At 52.4% G+C, this 3595-nt stretch carries 1 protein-coding gene and 1 pseudogene; one reads left to right on the top strand and one right to left on the bottom strand.

Annotated elements, in window-relative coordinates; all coding sequences use genetic code 11:
• Positions 1-420: 420 nt before the first annotated feature.
• A pseudogene (locus C9422_RS31910) lies at positions 421-638 on the bottom strand (SDR family oxidoreductase); the annotation flags it as partial.
• Positions 639-877: 239 nt separating this feature from the next.
• On the opposite strand from C9422_RS31910, the gene C9422_RS31905 reads away from it, so the two are divergent.
• The coding region (locus C9422_RS31905; protein ID WP_116583429.1) for a hypothetical protein at positions 878-3595 on the top strand (2718 nt) is incomplete at its 3' end.

Below are 3595 nucleotides of genomic sequence, written 5' to 3'. Positions count from 1 at the left end.
GTGCCGAAGACAGTGTGTGGTTCGCAGCGGGTCCCTGAAGTTTATATAAAAATGATACGTTGCTGAGTAAGGACGTTGCCCAGGCTTGGGAAATCTCTTGTACTGTGTTGTCAGCCGATTAGAATTGAGACACTAGTCAGTATTGAGATGTCACGGCTCGTAATGGAACTGGGCGGTTCGAGTTGGTTGTAATGTATGGCGGTGTCGCGCCCATTGAGACGTGGTTAAGGCTTTCTTGTCTGTCGAAATGACGCTTGTATTTGTTAGTGTAAATGCTGGGTCTGCGATTTGATAATGAGTGGAGCAATCATGGAGACAGTTGGTGAATGCGGAGTGGGATAATCATAATCCGCAGGACACTTAATAATTATTCATCGCAGTTGAAACTAAAAGGCAGCCAACCGGCTGCCTCTCTTTCATTCAAAACACCCAGCCAGCATCCACCTTCAACGAAACCGCGATGGTATAGCGGGAGCATCGCTGGCGAGGGAAGGCACCGCCCCCGCCATCTTGCCTGGATCGGCCACGCGCTTGAGCGGGATCTGCTGAAGCACCGTATTCAAGATCGCCTCATTCTTCATCAACGCCGAAGCAAACTTGGTCTTGGTCAACCCTGGCGACAACGCATTACAACGGACGCTTCAAGCTTGCACCTGGAGACGATCACGTGGACGCCTCAAACGAAGTGAACTTGCGGCGCTTCTGATGGGCGCGGTCTTGCATTGATGTTTTTATATAAAAATTGATGTCAGCGCTTGTTTTTTATCGCCGAACGATCTTTCTCGCTGTCATTTTTGACAGTAGGCGTCAGCAAACATTTTTCAGATAGTGAAAACACATGTTTTCAACTACACAGCAATGATCGGGAGATGTCGTTATGGCGAGTAATCGCAATTCTGGGGTGATGGCGGTTGGGCCGCTGTATTTCTGCCACGGCGCTGAGCATGAGTTTACGCTCAAGGCTGAGGCCGACAGCCCATGGATCAATCAGGGTGTCAGCCTGAATCGCAATTCTGCTGAACCTGCATTGCCCGTCACTACCACCCCTGCCATCGCGGACTATCAAACGTTCGACGAGCAGGGCGCTACCTGGACCGTCGACTGCCCAACGCAGCCCGCCCATGTGCCGGTGAAAGCGTTCCAGTTGTGGGCCCAGACCGAGTTCACGTCGCCCGCGTACAAGGTCGATGTGTCGTTGGGACACCACCGGATTGATTTTGTCGAGGCCAGCGGCCACGAGCAGTTTCAGGTGATTGAGTACGGTGAAGAAACCACGCTCAAGGCACGGGAGGTCTCTTACTACACAAAAGAGGCCATGCCATTTGCGGCGAAATGGAAGCTGGGGGAACAAGACCTGCAGGCGGCTGATCCTGATCCATCGGGTTGGGTCACGCCCTACAACTTCAAGCCATCAGAAGAAGGTCGCCACCTGATCAATGTCACCGTGCCCAGCTTGTATTACGAGCAAGGCTATTTCCGTAAAGAGTTGCCCGTGCATGCGCTGGCCGTTACGCCATGGGGCAACGATGCGGTGTTGCAGGTAAACCGCAAAGACGAGTCCGATGTAGTCGATCGAGGTGTTGTTTGCCCGCGTGGATCATTGATGATGGTGAGACTGTTAAATGAAAATTTGTTGCTCAAAGACTCCATGGTTTCCCTGAAATCTGCGGATGCTAAAGCGCTGGGGATCATTTTTACACCTGACTTAGAGACTGAGTGGTCAATGGAGGGGGGCAGCCATTACTGGAATCTCGCTATTACCGGAGCGAAATCCGGATTGTTTAAACTTCAGATGCACTGCTCGAAACTCAAACGCGACTGGGACATCATCGGACATGTGCTTTCAAAGGAGCTGAAAGATGAAAAGAAAAGTATAGAGGTCAACGGTGTCGAAATTTCTGACTTCGGCGCGGTGTTCTTTCGCGAGGAAACCCGTACGCTTACGGTGACCTTTGCAGAGTCAATGCGCGGGTTGTACGTGTTCCTTGACGAAACGGGCAGCCCGGGCATGACCTATAACCCGCCTCTCAAGGCCCCTCGAAAAATTCTGGATGACCTGAAGCTGGAATGGCAAGTGACCGGCGGTGATCGCAGCAGCGTGTTCGAGTTGCAGGTGGTTTGTGCCGATGTCGAGACGCCTTTGACCATTGAAAGTCGGGTGATGTCGAAAATCACCACCGATGAGATTGAGTCGCTGAAGGTCAACGGAGAGCCGGTTGACCTGACTCAGCCTGAGTTTCTGTTCTTTCGTGCAGGTAACTACACAATAGAGCTCATCCCCAAGCCTGAAAGCGCGTTGATTGGGTTGGATGTCGCGCTTAAAAAAGGCAGTGGTGGTGAGTTGGGTATGATCTACGACCCGCCTCTTGAAGAACTGCATCCTCTCACCGAGGCGGGCTTGAAATGGAGTGTGACGGGTGGGGCTACTCAAAGCGGTTTGTTTGAATTGCTGATTGACGTTCCCCAAGTGGAACAGTCCATGCCGGTGATCTGTCGATTGTTGTCGACCAACCTGGCCGATGAGGTCGAGGTCTGGATCGGAGGAAAAGACGCGACTTCCGGTGGTGGCGTGCTCTTCAGGGGGCAGCCTGGGACCGTTAAGTTGGAGCCCAAACCCGGCAGCCCAATCGCGGGTTACCCGATAGCGCTGAAACGTACGGCGACCAGTCCTCTTCTACCGACTGATTTGAGCAGTGAACCGGCATTCGATGACCCTCGTACAACCCATGAATGGCGTGTCACCGGGGCTAACAACAAAAGCGGCATCTTTCAATTGCAGATAGTTGCCCAGGGCATGACCACGATTAACGTAACAGCCAACAAGTTGCTATCAAGCAACCTGGCCGATGAAGTCGAGGTCAGGATCGGAGGGCAAAACATACCTTCCGGTGGTTCCGTGTTCTTCAGGGGGCAGGCCAAGGACGTGGAGTTGATCCCCAAATCCGGCAGTCCAATCGCGGGTTACCCAATAGCGCTGAAACGTACGGCGACCAGTCCTCTTCTACCGACTGATTTGAGCAGTGAACCGGCATTCGATGACCCTCGTACAACCCATGAATGGCGTGTCACCGGGGCTAACAACAAAAGCGGCATCTTTCAATTGCAGATAGTTGCCCAGGGCATGACCACGATTAACGTAACAGCCAACAAGTTGCTATCAAGCAACCTGGCCGATGAAGTCGAGGTCAGGATCGGAGGGCAAAACATACCTTCCGGTGGTTCCGTGTTCTTCAGGGGGCAGGCCAAGGACGTGGAGTTGATCCCCAAATCCGGCAGTCCAATCGCGGGTTACCCAATAGCGCTGAAACGTACGGCGACCAGTCCTCTTCTACCGACTGATTTGAGCAGTGAACCGGCATTCGATGACCCTCGTACAACCCATGAATGGCGTGTCACCGGGGCGAACAACAAAAGCGGTATCTTTCAATTGCAGCTGACTGCCCAGGGCATGGCCACGATTAACGTAATAGCCAATAAATTGCTGTCGACCAATTTAGCCGATGAGGCTGTCATCAAAATTGATAATGTGGAACCGTCTAATGACGAAGTTCCTTTTTTGAGGAATGCAAGACGCATACTTACGATGGAGCCTCGA

It is taken from the genome of Pseudomonas sp. B1(2018), from assembly GCF_003097365.1.
Taxonomy (GTDB): Bacteria; Pseudomonadota; Gammaproteobacteria; order Pseudomonadales; family Pseudomonadaceae; genus Aquipseudomonas; species Aquipseudomonas laurylsulfatiphila.
The sequence above is the reverse complement of the archived record's forward strand: the minus strand, read 5'-3'. Positions and strand labels throughout refer to the sequence as shown.